This window comes from Streptomyces sp. KR55 (assembly GCF_052245645.1).
GTDB classification, from domain to species: Bacteria; Actinomycetota; Actinomycetes; order Streptomycetales; family Streptomycetaceae; genus Streptomyces; species Streptomyces flavusporus.
On the sequence record NZ_JBQQCE010000066.1, the window covers coordinates 1 to 17,480 of the forward strand.

Annotated in this window: 18 protein-coding genes; 8 read left to right on the plus strand and 10 right to left on the minus strand. The window is 69.5% G+C overall.

The window, feature by feature from the left end; genetic code table 11:
- From ACTWQJ_RS12395 to ACTWQJ_RS12405, 3 genes are all read left to right on the plus strand, one after another.
- A partial coding sequence (locus ACTWQJ_RS12395) for an ArnT family glycosyltransferase (protein ID WP_443306684.1) occupies positions 1-2,044 on the plus strand: 2,044 nt, incomplete at its 5' end.
- Positions 2,045-2,146: 102 nt separating this feature from the next.
- Positions 2,147-3,634, plus strand: coding sequence for an MFS transporter (locus tag ACTWQJ_RS12400; RefSeq protein ID WP_443306685.1), 1,488 nt, complete (start codon positions 2,147-2,149; stop codon positions 3,632-3,634).
- A 132-nt stretch (positions 3,635-3,766) separates the two neighbouring features.
- Positions 3,767-4,528, plus strand: coding sequence for a TetR/AcrR family transcriptional regulator (locus ACTWQJ_RS12405; protein WP_443306686.1), 762 nt, complete (start codon positions 3,767-3,769; stop codon positions 4,526-4,528).
- Positions 4,529-4,532: 4 nt separating this feature from the next.
- Here the strand turns inward: ACTWQJ_RS12405 and ACTWQJ_RS12410 are convergent, their stop codons facing one another.
- The 8 genes from ACTWQJ_RS12410 to ACTWQJ_RS12445 all read right to left on the minus strand — a co-directional run bounded on the left by ACTWQJ_RS12410 (position 4,533) and on the right by ACTWQJ_RS12445 (position 10,582).
- Complete coding sequence (locus ACTWQJ_RS12410; RefSeq protein ID WP_224737193.1) at positions 4,533-5,009, minus strand: PPOX class F420-dependent oxidoreductase; 477 nt, start codon at positions 5,007-5,009, stop codon at positions 4,533-4,535.
- A 120-nt stretch (positions 5,010-5,129) separates the two neighbouring features.
- Entirely contained in the window at positions 5,130-6,149 is a 1,020-nt protein-coding gene (locus tag ACTWQJ_RS12415) for an HNH endonuclease (RefSeq protein WP_443306687.1), read from the minus strand.
- Positions 6,146-7,177, minus strand: coding sequence for a class I SAM-dependent methyltransferase (locus ACTWQJ_RS12420; protein ID WP_443306688.1), 1,032 nt, complete (start codon positions 7,175-7,177; stop codon positions 6,146-6,148). Before ACTWQJ_RS12420 ends, ACTWQJ_RS12415 begins: the two co-directional genes overlap by 4 nt.
- A 78-nt stretch (positions 7,178-7,255) precedes the next feature.
- A complete protein-coding gene (locus ACTWQJ_RS12425) occupies positions 7,256-8,056 on the minus strand; it encodes an aminoglycoside phosphotransferase (protein ID WP_443306705.1) in 801 nt (266 codons plus the stop codon).
- Positions 8,057-8,143: 87 nt separating this feature from the next.
- Positions 8,144-8,275 carry a hypothetical protein gene (locus ACTWQJ_RS12430; RefSeq protein WP_443306689.1) on the minus strand — a complete coding sequence of 44 codons (132 nt, stop codon included), beginning with the start codon at positions 8,273-8,275 and terminating at the stop codon, positions 8,144-8,146.
- 7 nt (positions 8,276-8,282) lie between these two features.
- A complete protein-coding gene (locus ACTWQJ_RS12435) occupies positions 8,283-9,404 on the minus strand; it encodes a radical SAM protein (protein ID WP_443306690.1) in 1,122 nt (373 codons plus the stop codon).
- A 213-nt stretch (positions 9,405-9,617) separates the two neighbouring features.
- Positions 9,618-9,959: a hypothetical protein gene (locus ACTWQJ_RS12440; RefSeq protein ID WP_443306691.1), complete on the minus strand. Its 342-nt coding sequence runs from the start codon at positions 9,957-9,959 to the stop codon at positions 9,618-9,620.
- Positions 9,960-10,138: 179 nt separating this feature from the next.
- A complete protein-coding gene (locus tag ACTWQJ_RS12445) occupies positions 10,139-10,582 on the minus strand; it encodes an ATP-binding protein (protein WP_443306692.1) in 444 nt (147 codons plus the stop codon).
- A gap of 194 nt (positions 10,583-10,776) precedes the next feature.
- On the opposite strand from ACTWQJ_RS12445, the gene ACTWQJ_RS12450 reads away from it, so the two are divergent.
- From ACTWQJ_RS12450 to ACTWQJ_RS12470, 5 genes are all read left to right on the plus strand, one after another.
- Entirely contained in the window at positions 10,777-11,943 is a 1,167-nt protein-coding gene (locus tag ACTWQJ_RS12450) for a helix-turn-helix transcriptional regulator (protein ID WP_443306693.1), read from the plus strand.
- A gap of 10 nt (positions 11,944-11,953) precedes the next feature.
- A complete protein-coding gene (locus ACTWQJ_RS12455) occupies positions 11,954-12,700 on the plus strand; it encodes a 5-formyltetrahydrofolate cyclo-ligase (RefSeq protein WP_443306694.1) in 747 nt (248 codons plus the stop codon).
- 71 nt (positions 12,701-12,771) lie between these two features.
- Entirely contained in the window at positions 12,772-13,206 is a 435-nt protein-coding gene (locus ACTWQJ_RS12460; protein WP_443306695.1) for a type II toxin-antitoxin system prevent-host-death family antitoxin, read from the plus strand.
- A 105-nt stretch (positions 13,207-13,311) separates the two neighbouring features.
- On the plus strand, positions 13,312-13,614 hold the full coding sequence (locus tag ACTWQJ_RS12465; protein WP_385510572.1) for an ArsR/SmtB family transcription factor: 303 nt from the start codon (positions 13,312-13,314) through the stop codon (positions 13,612-13,614).
- On the plus strand, positions 13,611-14,003 hold the full coding sequence (locus ACTWQJ_RS12470) for a VOC family protein (protein WP_443306696.1): 393 nt from the start codon (positions 13,611-13,613) through the stop codon (positions 14,001-14,003). The genes ACTWQJ_RS12465 and ACTWQJ_RS12470 overlap by 4 nt, the downstream gene beginning before the upstream one ends.
- A 28-nt stretch (positions 14,004-14,031) precedes the next feature.
- Here ACTWQJ_RS12470 and ACTWQJ_RS12475 read toward each other — a convergent pair whose 3' ends face one another.
- Entirely contained in the window at positions 14,032-14,859 is an 828-nt protein-coding gene (locus ACTWQJ_RS12475) for a YceI family protein (protein WP_443306697.1), read from the minus strand.
- Between the two features lie 91 nt (positions 14,860-14,950).
- Complete coding sequence (locus ACTWQJ_RS12480) at positions 14,951-17,473, minus strand: MFS transporter (protein ID WP_443306698.1); 2,523 nt, start codon at positions 17,471-17,473, stop codon at positions 14,951-14,953.
- Positions 17,474-17,480 lie beyond the last annotated feature (7 nt).

Below are 17,480 nucleotides of genomic sequence, written 5' to 3' on the forward strand. Positions count from 1 at the left end.
CCCCGCGTTCCTGGCCACCCTCCTCACCATCGGCGCGCTGTACACCTACAACCTCACCGCCTCCGGCTACGCCAACTCCTTCTACTCCGCGGCCGTTCAGGCCGGCAGCCAGTCGTGGAAGGCGTTCTTCTTCGGCTCGCTGGACGCGGCGAACGCCATCACCGTCGACAAGCCCCCCGCCTCGCTGTGGCCGATGGCCCTGTCGGTGCGGCTCTTCGGACTGAACTCGTTCGCGATCCTGTTCCCGCAGGTGCTGATGGCGGTCGCGACGGCGGGTGTGCTGTACGCGTCCGTGCGCCGTCGGTTCTCCGCCGGCGCCGGGTTCGTCACGATGGCGGTGTTCGCGCTCACGCCGGTCGCCGCGCTGATGTTCCGGTTCAACAACCCGGACGCGGCCCTCGCCCTGCTGATGGCGACCGCCGTGTACTGCACCCAGCGCGCCCTGGAGAAGGCGCAGACGAAATGGCTGGTGTGGGCGGGCACCGCGATCGGCCTCGCGTTCCTGGTCAAGACGCTGCAGGCGTTCCTGATCCTGCCGGTGCTCGCCCTGGTGTACGTCGTCCTCGCACCGACGACCCTGAGGAAGCGCATCGGGCAGGTGCTCCTCGCCGGTCTCGCCATGGTCGTCGCCGGCGGCTGGTGGGTGGCGATCGTCGAGCTGTGGTCGGCGTCCTCCCGCCCGTACATCGGCGGCTCGCAGAACAACTCCTTCCTGGAGCTGACCTTCGGCTACAACGGCCTCGGCCGCATCAACGGCGAGGAGACCGGCAGCGTCGGAGGCGGCGGCCAGGGCGGCGGCTGGGGTGAGACCGGCTGGGACCGGATGCTCAGCTCGTCCATCGGCGGCCAGATCTCGTGGCTGATTCCGGCGGCGCTGATCCTGCTGGTGGCGGCCCTGGCCGTGACCCTCCCCCACTCTCGGCTTCGCTCGAGCGGGGGCACCCCCATGCTCCAGCGGACGGACACCACCCGCGCCACCTTCCTCCTCTGGGGCGGCTCGCTGCTGATCACCATGGTGATCTTCAGCTTCATGCAGGGCATCTTCCACGAGTACTACACCGTCGCCCTCGCCCCCTACATCGCCCCGCTGATCGGCATGGGCACCGCGCTGCTCTGGCAGGAACGCGGCCGGATGTGGGTGTCGCTGACGCTGGCGGCCGCGATGACGGCCACCGCAGCCTGGGGGTACGTCCTGCTCAACCGCTCCTCCGACTACTACCCGTGGCTGAAGTGGCTCGTCCTCGCCGGCGGCCTGGTGGCCGCGCTCGGCCTGGTCTTCGTGGGCCGGCTCGGGCGTCAACTCGCCCTGACTGTCATCACGTTGGGCTTCGTCGCCGGGCTGGCCGGGCCGATGGCGTACACGCTCACCACGCTGGGCGAGGGCCACACGGGGTCGATCGTGACCGCGGGCCCGTCCGTCCAGGGCGGCATGGGCGGCGGCCCGGGCGGTGGCGGTGGCATGGGCGGCGGCCCCGGTGGCGGCGCCATGCCGGGCCCGCAGAACCAGCAGAACGGACAGAACCAGCAGGGCGGCGGCATGGCCCAGCCCCCGACCGGCGGCTTCCCCGGCCAGAACCAGCAGGGTCAGCAGGGCCAGGGCCAGCAGGGCGGTCCGGGCCGGCAGAACGGGACCGGTGACGGCGGCATGGGTGGCGCCGGCGGCATGGGCGGTCTGCTCAACGGCGCCTCCGTCAGCGACGAGGCCAAGGAGCTGCTGGAGGAGAACTCCGGCGACTACACCTGGGTCGCCGCCGCCATCGGCGCCCAGAACGCCGCGAGCTACCAGCTGTCCACCGGCGACCCGGTGATGTCGATCGGCGGCTTCAACGGCACCGATCCGTCGCCAACCCTGGCCGAGTTCAAGGAGTACGTGGCGGACGGCAGGATCCACTACTTCATCGCCGGCGGCGGCATGGGCGGCGGCTCGGACAGCGGCACGTCCTCGCAGATCACCTCGTGGGTCGAGGAGAACTTCAAGGAGGTCACGGTGGGATCCGCCACCTTCTACGACCTGACGCAGCCGACGAGTTCGAGCAGCAGCTGACCTACGCCCCTCGATTCCCGCCGTACCGGCTCTCCGCTTCCGCTTCCGTACGGCGGGAATCCGTATTGTACACCGTATGGGAATAGTTCTACGGTGTACAGCATGTCGACGACCTCCCAGGCGCAGACCCCGCAGCAAGCCCCGGGCGGCCACCCGCAGCGCTGGCTGATCCTCGGTGTCATCTGTCTCGCGCAGCTCACCGTGCTGCTCGACAACACCGTTCTGAACGTGGCGATCCCCTCCCTCACCGAGGAGTTGGGCGCGGCCACCTCCGACATCCAGTGGATGATCAACGCGTACTCGCTGGTCCAGTCGGGTCTGCTGCTCACCGCGGGCAGCGCCGCCGACCGCTACGGCCGCAAGAAGATGCTGATCACGGGCCTGGCTCTGTTCGGCATCGGCTCGCTGGTGGCCGGACTGGCCGACTCCACCGGGCAGTTGATCGCCGCCCGGGCGGGTATGGGCGTCGGCGGTGCGCTGCTGCTGACCACGACCCTCGCCGTCGCGATGCAGATCTTCGCGCCGGAGGAGCACGCCAAGGCGATCGGCATCTGGAGCGCGGTCAACGCGCTGGGCTTCGCATGCGGTCCGCTGATCGGCGGCTTCATGCTGGACCACTTCTGGTGGGGCGCGATCTTCCTGATCAACCTGCCGGTCGCGGCGCTCGGCCTGGCCGCGGCCGTGGCGCTCGTACCGGAGTCAAAGAATCCGCAGGGCGACCGGCCCGACCTGCTCGGTGCACTGCTGTCCACCATCGGCATGTCGTCACTGGTGTTCGCGATCATCTCCGGGCCCGAGCACGGCTGGACGTCCGGCCAGGTGCTGGTGAGCGGGGCCGTAGCGGTCGTGGTGCTGGCCGCGTTCGCCTACTGGGAGAGCCGGATTCCGTATCCCATGCTCGACCTGCACTTCTTCCGCAATCAGCGGTTCACGGGCGCGGTCGCCGGCGCCGTGCTGATCACCTTCGGGATGGGCGGGGCGCTGTTCCTGCTCACCCAGCATCTGCAGTTCGTGCTCGGCTACGGCCCCCTGGAGGCGGGGCTGCGGACGGCGCCCCTGGCGCTGACCGTGGTGGCGTTGAACTTCACCGGTGTGGCGGCGAAGTGGACGACGAAGCTCGGTATGCCGGTGTCGATCGCGCTGGGCATGGTGCTGATGTCCGGCGGCCTGGTGTCGATCGCGACGCTGGCCTCCGGCGGATATGCCGGCACGCTGCTCGGGCTGCTGCTCATCGGCGCGGGGTGCGCCATCGCCAACCCGGCCATGGCGCACGCCATCATGAGCGCGATTCCGCCGGCCAAGGCGGGTGTCGGCGCGGGGATCAACGGCACGCTGGCGGAGTTCGGGAACGGGCTGGGGGTTGCGGTGCTCGGCGCGGTGCTCAACTCGCGGTTCGCCGCATTGATTCCGGTGGCGGCGAGTTCGTTGCCGGCCGCGGTGTCCGCGGCGGACGGCGAGGCGGAGCGGGGCCGGATCCTGGACGCGTTCTCCTCCGGACTGGAGAGCAGTCAGTTGGTGGGGGCGATGGCTGTGTTGCTGGGTGGGTTGCTTGCGGCGGTACTGCTGCGCAGGGCGGAGCGAGACGCGTGAGAGTTCGGGTGGCATTGCCGTCGTGCGGGTGCGGAATCGTTGTGGCTTGTCGCGCAGTTCCCTGCGCCCCTAATTACGGCGTTGCAGCCTAGCCTTGTGAGCAGTTAGCGGAGTGTCTAGGAAGGTGCGCCAATGGCGAGGGCAGCGGCCGAGCGTTCGGGGCGGACCAGTGTCTGGCTGGAAGGCAAGGCACCCCGCGGCGGGCGTGGGGGCGGGCAGCCGTCGGGGCTGGACCGGGAGCGGATCACCGCGGTGACGGTGCGGCTGCTGGACGCCGAGGGGCTGGCGAAGTTCTCGATGCGCCGGCTCGCCGCCGAGCTGAACGTCACCGCGATGAGCGTCTACTGGTACGTCGACACCAAGGACGACCTCCTCGAACTCGCCCTCGACGCCGCCTTCGGAGAGCTCCGGCTGCCCGACCCGGACGCCGACGAGGACTGGCGCGACCAGCTGCGCGCGCTCGCCACCGAGTACCGTGCGCTGCTGGTGCGCCACCCCTGGCTGTCGCCGCTGGCCGGGACGTACCTCAACATCGGCCCCAACAGCCTCGCCTTCTCCCGCGTCATCCAGCGGGTGATCCGCAAGACCGGGCTGCCCGCACGCGGCGTGACGGGCGCGATCTCGGCCGTCTTCCAGTTCGTGTACGGGTACGGCACGATCGAGGGCCACTTCTTCGCCCGGGTCGCGAACGCCGGCATGACCCCGGACGACTACTTCCAGCACGCCATGAGCTCGGTGACCGAGGTGCCGGAGACCGCCGAGGTCATCCAGGAGTCCAAGGACATCATGGCGGCCCGCGGCGGCGACACGGTCGCGGAGATGCTGGACCGGGACTTCACCTTCGCCCTGGATCTGCTGGTCGCGGGCATCGAGGCGATGGTGGAGCGGGACTGACCGATCAGTCCCCGGTCCCGGACACCAGCCGCGCCGGGAAGCCCCCCGTCGCCACCGGACCCCACCGCTCCGGTGTGACCCGGATGATCGACTTGCCCTGCTTGACCATGGCCTGCCGGTACTCGTCCCAGTCCGGGTGCTCACCGGCGATGTTCCGGTAGTACTCCACGAGCGGTTCGACCGAGTCGGGCGTGTCGATGACCTCGGCCGTGCCGTCGATCTGGACCCATGGCCCGTTCCAGTCGTCGCTCAGGACGAGAACGCCGACCCGCGGGTCCCGCTTGGCGTTGCGGGTCTTGGCCCGCTCCGGGTAGGTCGAGACCACGATCCGGCCCGAGTCGTCGACGCCGCAGGTCAGCGGGGATGCCTGCGGGCTGCCGTCGGCCCGCCGGGTGAACAGGATGGCCCGGTGCCGGGGACGTACAAATTCCAGCAGCTCGTCCAGGGAGACACGGGTGTTGGTCGCGATGTTCGGTGCCATGGCGTCAGCTTAGGCTGCACTCGCGCCTGCGCCGGCTCTAAGACGAACACCGTCGCGGCCGTCCAAACGGCTGGGCGCAGATGTGATGCCCGAGGGCTGCATTGCCTGTCAGGTCCGAGTTCAGATGGCCAGGTCCCAAACGGCCAGGAGGAACTCGGGCCAGGAGGTGCTCCGACGGCCACCGAGTGCCTGCTGGAGGCTCAGCTGAAGGGTCTTCTTCAGCGGGTGCGGAGAGTCCATGATCGCCTCGTTGCGCAGGGCGAGACGGTGCACTTCCACGGTGAACGGCAGGCGGTCGCTCTTGCCGCCGTTGCAGGTGGCGTGGGCGGGAGCGAGGTTCCACAGCGCGTCGAGGTCGGGACCGGCCCAGGCCCTCACACTGTGCAGGCGCTGCATGAGGGCGAAGGGAAAGACGTGATCGACCGCCACCGCCTGGCCCGAGGAGACGACCTCGTCGCAGATGAGGCAGCGGCCGTGCTGGAAACCGATGAGCGCGTCTGCGACCTTGGCGACGGAGCGGCGCCGTTTCTTGTCGGTGAGCTTGAGCGAGTCCCAGTCGACCGCGACACCGTCCTCGATGAGGCTGCGCCCCACGCCTGCGGCGAAGGAGCTCTCGACGATGCTCCACCGAGCGTCGAGTTCCGTACGCAGGCCGGCCGCCTGTTCTGATCGCGCGACGCGTAGTGCGTCGGGGGTGAGGCGCACCACGTGTTGCCGCGGGTTGCCCGCCGGCTCGAAGAAGCGGTGGGGCACCTGAGTGCCGCCCCGCAGGTTGTGGAACTTCTGCATGACCATGGCCGGCATGGACCGAGCCGCGGCCTCAAGCAGTCGTTCGGTCGGCTGCCCGGCATTCAGTGTCTCGGCGCGCTCCTCCTTGGCGATGGTGAGGAAGTCCGAGTCGCGCAGGGCGACGCCCTCGGGGGCCTGGGGCGCGTCGCCGAGATGACGCGCCAGCTCCAGCGCGTACGGGGCCGCGAGTTCGGCGAGCGGGATCTCGCTTTGCCCTCGTCCGGCCGCGTCCAGCAGCGCCGTGCCGAGCGCGAACTTGTACGTCCGGGAGTTCGCGCCCATGAGCACGGCCAGCCGCCACGAGGTACGCGCGGAGGCATCCTGCGCGTAGAAGGAGCTGCTCCCGCTCATCCCTGCTCTTTCCGGAGCGCCACGGAGTTCCAGCGCACCGCCTCACGGCCGAGCCGGTCCGCTCCCTCGTCCACGATCCGAAGCAGCGTCAGCCCCACTTCTGCTCCATGGCCGGCGACCTCCTCCGGCGGGATGTCGAACATGCGCCGGTCCACAGGTGGTTCGCCACGGCGCAGCGTGATCAGCAACGTGCCGCCCGGAACCAGCAGCCCAGCCAGGCGCTGCATCGCGATCGGACGATCCTCTGGTGAGAGATGCATCCACACCGCGGACAACAGGACGACGTCGTATGGTCCCTGGACACTGTGGAGGTCCGGGAGCGCGCCCTCTCGCCAGGTCACCCCAGCGTCGGAGTGAAGCCGTGCAGCCAACCGCCGCAGCTCCGCCACCGGCTCCACCGCATCAACCGAGAAGCCGCGCCCGGCGAGCGCCGCTGCGTCACGCCCGGTCCCCGCACCTACGTCCAGCACACGCGCGGGCGCGTCCGGAAGCAGATCCAGGAGCGCCTCATGCACAGACTCGAACGAAATGCTCTCGTACACCCGCGCGAGCTGCTCTGCCGACTCGGCGTAGTAGGCCTGTATCCCCGCACCTGAAGTTCGCTCCATGCCAGAACCGTAAGACCCAGCACTGACAACACTTGCGCTCAGCCATCGAAGAGCGGCAACGAGCTCCGGAATCTGAGTGCGTGGGAAGTGCAGCCGTGCTTCAGCAGAGGGCCCCTCGGGTTCGAGGGGAACGTTCATCCGCCAGGAACCGACGCTCCAGGGCCTGCGTATGCGGTCGCCGAAGGCCTCAGTGTCAGCGAGCAGTGTGGCCAGCCGCTGGGCGTCGGTCGTCGGCATCTTCACCAGGGCATAGCCGCGGTGGTAGGCGATGAATCCGTCACCGCCGTAGCCAAGTGGGGTGTCGCGCTGGGCGCGGACGCCGGCGGTGGCTTCGCCGACGTCCTGGCAACAGGCCGTGGTCGTGAAGCCGAGACGCCAGAGTTCGCGGATGACGGGGACCATCTCGGTGTCGATGTCCACCCGGTCCCCCGCGGGGGTGGTGAGCGTCTTGATGGGGTGAATGGGCGGGTCGGTTGCCATCAGGGCTCCCCCTCGTCGTCAGGCCCGGCAGTAGGTCGACCAGCGGGCCGCGGCGTCCGCGAGGCCACGCTTCCAGGGCACGTCGGGGGCGTCCGCGGCGATGCCCTCCCACAGGCGCTGCTGGGCGGTGGCGAACACGTCGAGGGCACGGGTCGGTGCCGTGGCCCAGGCCGGGGTCTTGGCGGCCCACTGTTCGGCGGCCTCCGGCGTGTGGCCGGCGGAAATCAGCCAGACGACCCAGCAGGCGGCGTCGATCCAGGCGGCGCCGCGGGTGGGCCAGGCCCAGTCCACGATGCGGGCGGCGTTGTCGGCGATGAGGACGTTGTCCGGGGTCCAGTCGGTGTGCAGCAGGGTGTCGCCACGCAGGAGTTGGGCGTCGTCGGGGGTCTCGACGTAGTCGGCGAAACGCTGCTCGATCTGCTTCAGGTCGATGTCCGGCGGGGCCAGGATGGAGGAGAGCGTGATGATCGCCTCAGCGACGAGGGGCAGGTCGGGGGACGAGGGGCTGTAGTCGGCGGCGCGACCGTCGAGGTGTTCGAAGCCGAGGAGGTTCCACTCGCCGTTGTCGATCTTCCAGAGGAGACGTGGGGCGAGGGGAGCGACGTGGGGGTTGACGGCGGCCTCGCGCTGTTGAGTCCAGGCACGTGGGTGGTCGCAGCGTAGGCCCTTGACGAAGACGCGGCCGGCGCCGGTGTCGAGGGTGGTGGCGATCTCGCTGTTCAAGCCCTTGTCGGCGGTCGTTGCCGCGTAGATGGGGCCGGCGCAGGCGGCGACGGCATCACGGGTGGCGGCGGGGAGGTCATCCCAGTGCAGTCTCATGGTCACCACGGGGGGAGTCTAGGAGCGGGAGCGAGGCGAGTGGTGGGGCCGCCCGCGCGTGGCGGGCGGCCCCGATGCGGAGTCGGTCTAGTACGGGTTGTCGTTACCGCAGCCGAGCATGACCTCGGTGCTGGAGACGGCGTCGAGGTCGTCGACGAACTCGATCTCGTCCTTTTCGACCTTCGCCCTGGGGGCGATCTTCACTGCGACGGGTGCCATGGGTATGTCACCTCCTTCCCGCGGTATCGGTGTGCTGGCAGTAGCGGTTCAGGGGCGCACTCGCTTTGCGGTACAAGGCGGCGAGCGGCATGCACGTGCTGCACGACTTGCTGAGGGTGCAGCCCGCGCAGCCGCCTTGGCGCCCCAGCGCCCGGTCGGCGATCTCGCCGAGCCGAGCCAGTCCCGCGATCCCTTCGGTCACCAGAGAGATCGGGTGGTCGCGGGAGATCTTGCAGACGCTGGCCATCCCGTGGGGGTCCACGTGCAAGGAGGTGTGGCCGGCGTCGCAGCCGGTGAACGGCTTCCGCTTGCGCAGGTACGTTGTCGCCTGGGAGGACAGGGACTCCGCGCCGCCGTAAATCGTCGGTGACATGTGGGAGTACTCGCGTGTTACCGCGCCGAACTGTTCGCCGAGCGCGTGCATCGCCTCGGCCTCGTGCACGTTGTCTTCGGTGACGATGACCGTCAGCTCCAGCGGCAGCCCTGCCTTGTGCGCCACGGTCAGCCCGTGCATGAAGTGGGCCCAGGATCCACGCCGCTGGGTGAGACCGTCGTACGTCTCCTGTGTGGCGCCGTAGACGCTGAGCGTCAGCCGGTACGGGCGCCGGGTCGTGAAGAGGTCGAGGAGCAGCGGGTTGTGGAGGCGGGAGCCGTTGGTGAGGACCTCGATCATCATTCCGAGCTCGTACGCCAGGGAGTAGACCGCGGCGAAGTGCCGGTCGATGGTCGGCTCACCACCGGTGAGCTGGAGCCAGATCACCCCCGCGTCCCGGAGGGTGTACAGCAGTTTCTCTTGCTGGTCCCATTCGAGCCCGGCGAATTCCTTCAGGCCCAGATAGCAGTGCTTACAGGCGTAGTTGCAGCCGAGGTTGAGCTCGTACGATGCGCGGCCGTGGCCGTACGGGGACGGATGCCGTACCAGCAGCGCGGCCTCGGCTCGGGTGTTCGTCAGGTCCAGGGACCACTGCCGCAGCACGGGGCCGCACAGCCACGTGGGGACTTCGCCGCCGGTCGTGACGAGCTGCCGGAGTTCGAGGTACCGGTGCGCGGGGATCTTCATCCCCTTGGCGCTCCCGGGGCGTAGGACGTAGTGATCGTCCAGAAACGGGGCGACGATCAGGTCGTGCATGGGCTTACTCCTTGGGTTATTGAGGGACCAGAGGGCGGGCATCACGTGCTTCGGCAGCGGGCGACGGGCGTACGGGGGCGCGGAAAGGACCCGCTCCGGCATCGGCGGCGGGGGCCGGTTTCAGGCTGGCGCCGATCCGACGGAGGATCGTGCGCCAAGTCCGACAGAGCCCGGGCCCTGACCAGATGACGAGGCAGTCGATGAGGTCGCGCATCAGGTCGTGAGCTCTTGTCCAGCTATGGCATCTCCCGCCACGCGGTCGGCGTGCACGCGGCCGACCATGAGATCGCCGGTGTGCAGGCAGTGGTCGAGATAGCGGTCGGCTTCCTCCGCGGCGGCGTGCACATCGAGCGGGGCCAGGCCGATGACGAGCGCGGCTTCAGGGCGCGTGAGGAGCAGCCGTCTCCAGTGTTCGTGCGTGGGGAGCGAGAGCCACTTGTTGATGCGTACGAGCCGAAGATGTACGGCACCGTCCCGGGCTGTCAGGCATGTGCCCAGGTCGGCGAGGGGTTGATCGGGAGTGCGGAGTCCGGCGGCGAAGGCCAGAGCTCTCATTCGCCGGTGGATGTCCGCAGGGGCAGCGTCGTGCGAGGGCATAGGCGGATGAGCCAGGAGGACAAAGCCGATCTCCTGGCCGCGTGGGTCGGCACCGATCCACGTACGGATGGTCAGAGGGGCCTTGACGTCGGACCTCGGTGCCTCAGGTACCCAGAGGCTGCTCGGACTGGCGGGCGTCAGCACGCGATCACCTTCATCGCATCCGCTGTATCGATCTTGAAATCGGCCCATACGACCTTGTGGTCCGCGAGTTTGTCGACGCCCCAGCTATCCGCGCACGCGGCTACCAGCAACAGCCCGCGGCCGGTGTCGCACTCGTCGTCCGGGAAGCGCTGCTCAGGCAGGGCAGAGCTGCTGTCGAGCACCTCGACGCGTACGAGATGATCCGCGGCTCTGAGCCGTACGAGGATGCCGCCGCTGCCGGAAGTGCTGTGAAGCAGGGCGTTGGTGGCCAACTCCGATACGCAGAGCCGGACGTCGTCGACGCGGTCGGTGATGCCCCAGTCGTCAAGGGTTTGCTCGGCGAACTTCCGTGCCTCGCCCACAGACGAGATGTCATGGCTGAACGCCCTTTGCCGTGGCGGCGGTTGTTGCCAGGGGCTGAGTGGGGATGGTGCCATGACGTTCTCCGTCTCGGATGCGGTGGCGCGTGGGGTGCCTAACCCGTTCGGTGGAGCTCCACGGAACCGCTCCCAGCGGCCGCGAACCAGAGCAGAATTGGCGCATGGATGAGGCATTCATGACGCATCGCCGGGCATGACCAGGGGAGTTTCGCCCTCGGGAATCGCGAAGAACTACGCGGGGAGATCGCTCCATGGCTCTGAAACGGCACGGCTTGGTGCGCCGCCGCCGGGCGGTGGGTCTCACGCAGGAGGGCCTCGCCGAGGCGCTGCGGGTCGAGCGGTCGACCGTCGCGCGCTGGGAGTCGGGGAAAGTGGCGCCCCAGCCGTGGATTCGGCCGCGGCTGGCGAAGGTTCTTCAGGTCGGCACCGACGAGTTGAGCGAACTCCTTGCGGTCTCGTCCTTCGACGAACAGCCCATTGCGGAGCGCACGGAGTACGCCATGCGCCATCCGTCCCGTGTGGATCTCTCGACCGTTGCTGAACTCCGGGACGGCATGACCGCCCTGGGCGAGCGCTACGACCGCGTACCCTCCGCGACACTGTTGGCCCGTGCCGGCGAGCACGCGAGCAAGGTTGCCTTCCTCGCCGGAGAGGCCCCGCCCGGGCGTGTTCAGCGCGAGATGCGGATCCTCCAGGCGGATGCGGCGACCTTCATGGGGCAGCTCGTCTGGGATGCCTCGCAGCGGAAGGATCACGCGACGGCCCGCTTGTACTACGCGCAAAGCGTGGACGTGGCTCGCCACCTGGGCGACCCGAACGCGGAAGGGCACGCCCTCTTACGGACCTGCTACGTGGCCCTGTACGGCGCCAGTGCCTACCGGGAGGGTCTGGACTTGGCGCTCCAGGCAGCCCGTACGGCCCGACGCACAAGCCACGTCCTCACGGGACTCGCCCTGCTGCACGCCGCGGAGGCGTATGCCTATCTGGGTGAGGCGAGCGAGTGCGAACGTACGCTGGCGGGCGCCGAGAGGCACTTGGGCCAGGCACACGGTGCGGACGTGTCCCACGATCTGTTCTCACCAACGCACTTCGGCCGCTTGGCCGGATCGTGCTACCTCTCGCTCGGCGACTACCGCAAAGCCGAGCAGCTACTCGCCCAGACCGCGGCCGAGCTGCACGACAGGCGCAAGTCCCGGGCGATCGTCCTCGGTAACCTCACGCTGGCTCGACTTCGGGAGGGGGATCTGGACGCTGCACTCGCCGCGTTCAACGACGCTGTAAGCGAGCTGCACGGCACGCGCGGAGGTGGTGGGATGAACATCGTCTTCCGAGCCGCCCGAGAGATGCGCCCATGGCGCAACGAGCCTGTGGTGCAGGACGCCCAGGACCGGCTGATGGCGTTGATGGAAGCGACGTGACGATCACGGCATGAAGGAGCCCGACGTGCGCACACATGTGGACCAGGACAAGCAACGAGTACGCGAGCGCGTCTGGGATCTGCTCGACACGGAGGGCGCCGTCCTGGATGCGACGGCGCACGGCCGGATCCCGAACTTCAAGGGATCCGAGGACGCCGCAAATCGACTGGCCGAACTGGCGGCCTGGCGCGACGCGCGCGTCATCAAGGCCGTGCCGGACAAGGCGCAGCTGCCGGTGCGGGCTCGCGCGCTCACCGAGGGAAAGACCGTGTTCATGGCGGTGCCGAAGCTCGCCGACCCGCGCCCCTTCTACCTCCTCGATCCCGCGGCGCTCCCTGTTCCTCCGCAGGAGGCGGCCTCCAGCAAGGTCGCGGCGACCGTGGCTCCGCGGGTTGACGTGGCCGATCTCCAGCCGGTCGACGTGGTGGTCGTCGGCAGCGTCGCCGTGAACCGGGACGGTGTCCGTATCGGCAAGGGAGCCGGGTATTCGGACCTTGAGTTCGCGTTCCTGATGGAGGCCGGACTGATCAGCGACCGGACAGTGGTCGTGTCCACGGTCCACTCACTGCAGGTCTTGGACGAGGAGCTCCCAGCAACTGATCACGACTTCGGCGTAGACCTGATCGTCACGCCTGACGAAGTGATCTCGTGCCCGTCGCCCCACCGCCCGGCCGGACTGGTGTGGGAACACCTGGACGCTGCGAAGATCGCTTCCATTCCGGTGCTCGCGGCCCGGGCTCCCGCCGACGGGCACTGAAACTCCTGGAGCATGCAGAGGAGCAGCAGCGCGCCCCGCCCGGCGCCCGGCGGTCGGTAGCGTCGACGTCCATGAACAGTGTTGAACTGTCGGACGCCGTCGAGGACTTCGGTCACCTGGTTGCCCACGTTGAGGAGACCGGCGAGCGCGTGACCTTCACCGAGGACGGCCGGCCGGTGAGCGTGCTGCTCCCGGCGGCCGAGTTGGCCGCGCTGGAGCACTGGGCGCAGCGGGCATACGGCGCCCTGGTACCCCTGCCGGACCCTGCCGAGGAGCGGCCGCCCGGACCGGCGCAGCACGGCCCGTACACGCGGTACGTGCACGCGGACGGCGAGCGTATGACGTTCACCCGGGGCCGGGTGGTGGTGGCCGAGTTGCGCCGTGCCGGGTGGCTCGAGTGGCTGAAGGGCTGGGCGCGCACCGGGCGGCAGAGCTATATGGACCCGAAGCAGTCGGAGGCGTTCGCCGAGTTCCTCGCCCGTCAGCCCCCGGTCGGCGAGCAGTAAAGGGCTGGTTCCAGCGGGGTAGCCTGCCGCGTCCTCGCTGCCCGCGGGCCTGCACTCGCGCACCCCGACTTGATAGGCAAGTGTGCACTTGCCTATGGTGTGGTCGTGGCCGAAGAACTTTTCAAAGCCCTGGCCGACCCCACCCGCCGCACCATCCTCGACGAGCTCACGGAGAAGTCCGGACAGACACTGTTCGAGATCTGCTCGCGACTGAGCATGAAGCATCAGCTCGGTATCTCGCGCCAGGCCGTCTCCCAGCACCTCGCCGTGCTGGAGGCCGCCGGGCTCGTCGAGACCAGGCGGGAGGGCCGCTACAAGTTCCACGACCTGAACACCGCCCCGCTGCGGCAGATCGCCGAGCGATGGCACGTGCCCGGCACATCCGGACCGGAGGAGAGCACCCCATGAAGATCCATCTGACCAGCGTCTTCGTCGACGACCAGGCCAAGGCCCTGCGCTTCTACACCGAGATCCTCGGCTTCGTGAAGAAGCACGACGTCCCGGTGGGCGAGAAGGACCGGTGGCTGACCGTCGTCTCGCCCGAGGAGCCCGGCGGCACCGAACTCCTCCTGGAGCCCGTCGGTCACCCGGTTGCCAGGACCTACCGCGACACGCTCGTCAAGGACGGCATCCCGCTCGCCCAGTTCGCCGTCGACGACGTGAAGGCGGAGTACGAGCGCCTGCGCGGCCTCGGCGTCCGTTTCATCCAGGAGCCCGTGGAGATGGGCCCCGTCACCACTGCCGTCTTCGACGACACCTGCGGCAACCTGATCCAGATCGCGACACAGCCGCAGTAGGCGGCCCGGTGAACGGCTGTGCCGTCCGTCAGCTCCCTGCCGGTAGGGGTACCTCCCCCTGCACCGCCTGGACGTCCAGCTCCACCTTCAGCGTCGTACCGATCGCGGCGATGCCCGCCTGGACGACCTGGTTGTAGTTCATGGCGAAGTCCTCCCGCCGCAGCTCCGTCGTCGCCCGGAAGGCGGCGCGGGTGCCGCCCCAGGGGTCGGGGCCGGTGCCGAGGTAGGCGAGGTCCAGGTCGACCGGGCGTACGACACCGTGCATGCCCAGTTCGCCGTGCACGGTCCAGCGGTCGGGGCCGTTCGCCGTCAGCCCGGTCGACCGGTAGGTGATCTCGGGGTAGTTCTCGACGTCCAGGAAGTCCGGCGACTTCAGGTGTCCGTCCCGCATCGCGTTCCCCGTGTCGATGGAGGCGGCCCGGATGACCGCCTCCACCCGGGACTTGGCGATGTCGTCCGGGGCGATCTCGATCGCGCCGGTGAAGTCGGTGAACCGGCCGTGCACGCTGGAGATCCCCAGATGCTGGGCGACGGCACCCACGCTGGAGTGCGCCGGATCGATCGTCCACGGCCCCGGCGGGGGCAGCTCGGCCCCGCCCTGCCGGGCCAGCGTCACCGTGCCGACCTCGGCCCGGCCGCTCGCCGTGACGATCGCGCTCGCGGCGGCGGGCGCGTAGCCGACGGCCGTGACGATGACGGTGTACGCCCCCGGCTCCAGCGGGGACGCATCCCGTACGGCTCCCTCCGCGTCCGCCTCCGCCCGCAGCACCTGCGTTCCGGTCATGTCGGTCACCGTGACGACCGCGTGCGACACGGCCCATCCGTCCCGGGTACGGATCCTCGCGGTCAGTCCCATCTCACGTACTCCTCAGAAGCTCAAAGAAACCGGCCCGTGGCGGGGCGCACCTCCGCTCAGAGCGCGCCGCCCGCCACGGGCCGGGGTTCTGCTACTCGCCGGGGTGGGCGAGTTCGATGTCGTGGCCGTCGACGCCGGTGCCGGTGACCGTCAGTGCCGTCGCCGCCGGCGGGTAGCCGGTCGCGATGACCGTGTAGTCGCCGCTGTCGAGATCGGTGAAGGCGTACACCCCGTCCGTCCCGGTGGTGGCGGTGCCGACGACGTTGCCCGCGGCGTCGACCAGCGTCACCCGGGCGTCGGCCAGCGGCCCGTGCGGCGCCCGTACGACGCCCTGCACCTGGGCGCCCGCGTCCAGGTCGACCTCGATGCGGGTGACGCCGGTGCCGCCCACCTCGACGGGCAGTGCACGCGGCCGGTAGCCGGCGGCGTTCACCGCGACGGTCACCGTCCCCGGCACCAGCTCGGCGAAGCCGAACTCGCCGTGTTCACCGGTGGTCTGGCTGGCCAGCAGGTCGCCGCGCACATCGGTCACGATGACCATCGCGTCCTTCACGGGCAGCGCGTTCCCGGCGGCCCGCACGACACCGGTCAGCCCGCTGGTGCCGCTGAGCAGGATGTCGTACGTGAGCGGCTCACCGTTCACGACGATCGTCGACGCCTGCGGCTGGAACCCGTCGGCGGAGGCGATCAGGACGTACGAGCCCGTGCCCGGCGCGTCCACCGCGTAGGAGCCGTCGGCCTGCGCGACCGACCGGCCCAGCTGACGGCCCGAGAGGGAGATCAGCGTGACCGCGGCCTGCGGGACGGGCGCGCTCTCGGCGCCGCGGACCTGGCCGCGGACCGGGATGCCGTCGCCGGCGGGACCCGGCTCGGCTGCCGTGGTGGCGACCGCCGCGAGCCGCTGCGTCCCCTCGGGACCGGCCAGAGGCGTCGCGGCGACGAGGGCCGGGACCCGCTCCTGCTCGCCGGCCGGCGCGGGCACGTCGGCGGGTGTCTCCGCCTGGGTGGACTGCTGGGCGGACTGCGCCAGCGCGCCGTGGGTCTTCAGCGGAACCTCCTTGATGAACAGGGAGAACAGCAGAGCGAGCAGGGCGATCGGCGCGGCGTAGAGGAACACGTCCGCGATGCCATGGCCGTAGGCGCTCTCCATGAGGGTGCGGATCGGGCCGGGCAGGGCGTCCATGTCGGGGATGCTGCCGGAGGAGCCGGACTCGGAGAGCGCGGACGCGTACTTCGGCTCGAGGGCGGACGCCCCGTCCTCGACGTAGTGCGTGATGCGGGTGCTCAGCACCGCACCGAGCGCGGAGACGCCCACGGCACCGCCGAGGGACCGGAAGAAGTTCACCACCGAGCTGGCGGCGCCCAGGTCGGTCGGGTCCACCTGGTTCTGGGTGGCGAGCACCAGGTTCTGCATCATCATGCCGACGCCGAGGCCCAGCAGCGCCATGTAGCAGGCCACGTGCCAGTACGCGGTGTCGTAGCGGATCGTGCCGAGCAGGCCGAGACCGCCGGTCACCAGCACACCGCCGGCCAGCAGCCAGGCCTTCCAGCGTCCGGTCCGGGTGATGACCTGGCCGGAGATGGTGGAGGAGAGGAACAGACCGCCGATCATCGGGATGGTCATGACGCCGGACATGGTCGGCGACTTGTCCCGGGCCAGCTGGAAGTACTGGCTGAAGTAGATCGTGCCGGCGAACATCGCGATGCCGACGAACAGCGAGGCGAGCGAGGCCAGCGTGATGGTGCGGTTGCGGAACAGCCGCAGCGGGATGATCGGCTCGGACGCCTTCGTCTCGACCAACAGGAAGATCGCCAGCAGCGCGAGCGTGCCGCCGAGCATGGCGTACGTCTCGGTGGACACCCAGTCGTACTTGTCACCGGCGAAGGTCACCCAGATCAGCAGCAGGCAGACCGCGGCCGTGATGAAGAAGGCGCCCGCCCAGTCGACCTTGACCCGCCGCTTGACGACCGGCAGGTGCAGGGTGCGCTGGAGCACGATCAGGGCTATGACGGCGAAGGGCACGCCGACGTAGAAGCACCAGCGCCAGCCCAGCCAGTCGGTGTCGGTGATGACACCGCCGATCAGCGGGCCGCCGACCATCGCGGTCGCGAACGTGGCGCCGAGGTAGCCGTTGTACCGGCCGCGCTCACGCGGCGAGATCATCGCCGCCAGGATGATCTGGGCCAGCGAGGACAGACCGCCCATGCCGATGCCCTGGACGGCGCGGAACGTGATCAGCGTCGCCGGGTTCTGGGACAGACCGGCGGCCGCCGAGCCCACCACGAAGATCACCAGGGCCAGCTGGATCAGCAGCTTCTTGGAGAAGAGGTCGGCGAGCTTGCCCCACAGCGGGGTGGACGCGGTCATCGCCAGCAGCGACGCGGTCACCACCCAGGTGTAGGCGCTCTGGCCGCCGCCGAGGTCGCTGATGATGTCGGGCAGCGCGTTGGAGACGATCGTCGACGACAGGATCGCGACGAACATGCCGAGCAGCAGGCCGGTCAGCGCCTCCATGATCTGCCGATGCGACATCGGAGCGCCGTCGGCGGAGCCGTGCGAGCCTCCCCCGTGCTTGGCGTGGGCCCGCACACCGGCTGGTGTGGTCGTTGCCATGGGCTTC